Source organism: Burkholderia sp. BCC1985 (assembly GCF_905339915.1).
Lineage (GTDB): Bacteria > Pseudomonadota > Gammaproteobacteria > Burkholderiales > Burkholderiaceae > Burkholderia.
This window is the reverse complement of the sequence record NZ_CAJPGY010000147.1, coordinates 1-328: the sequence shown is the minus strand read 5'-3', so window position 1 is coordinate 328 and position 328 is coordinate 1. Positions and strand designations below refer to the sequence as shown.

Sequence of the window (328 nt, the reverse complement as noted above, 5' to 3'; positions counted from 1 at the left end):
ACCATATAGCTTGGCGAACGCAGACGGCCCATACAAATCCGACACATTCATGGATACCTGGTCGCAACGTGCCACGAAAGACGGCAGCGGCCGGCGTGGACGACAAACTTACGCTGCGCGCACGAAGACATTCGGCACATTCCTGTCGATCATCGGCGCTCGAAAAGCATACGAACAACCTGCCGACAAAATCGATGAGGACATGGAAAACGAGCGGGTCTCGCCGACCAGCAATCGGTCTTATGCGGCGCAAGAGGATCGCGCGAGGCACGGGCTGAATGAATCGACGTATGGCCGCGTCACCGCATATTGCTGTCCGCACGATCAG

Annotated in this window: 1 pseudogene; it reads left to right on the top strand. The window is 57.3% G+C overall.

What is annotated here, in order from left to right:
* Positions 1 to 49 precede the first annotated feature (49 nt).
* Positions 50 to 328 (top strand): annotated as a pseudogene (locus U4Z31_RS37045) (hypothetical protein); the annotation flags it as partial.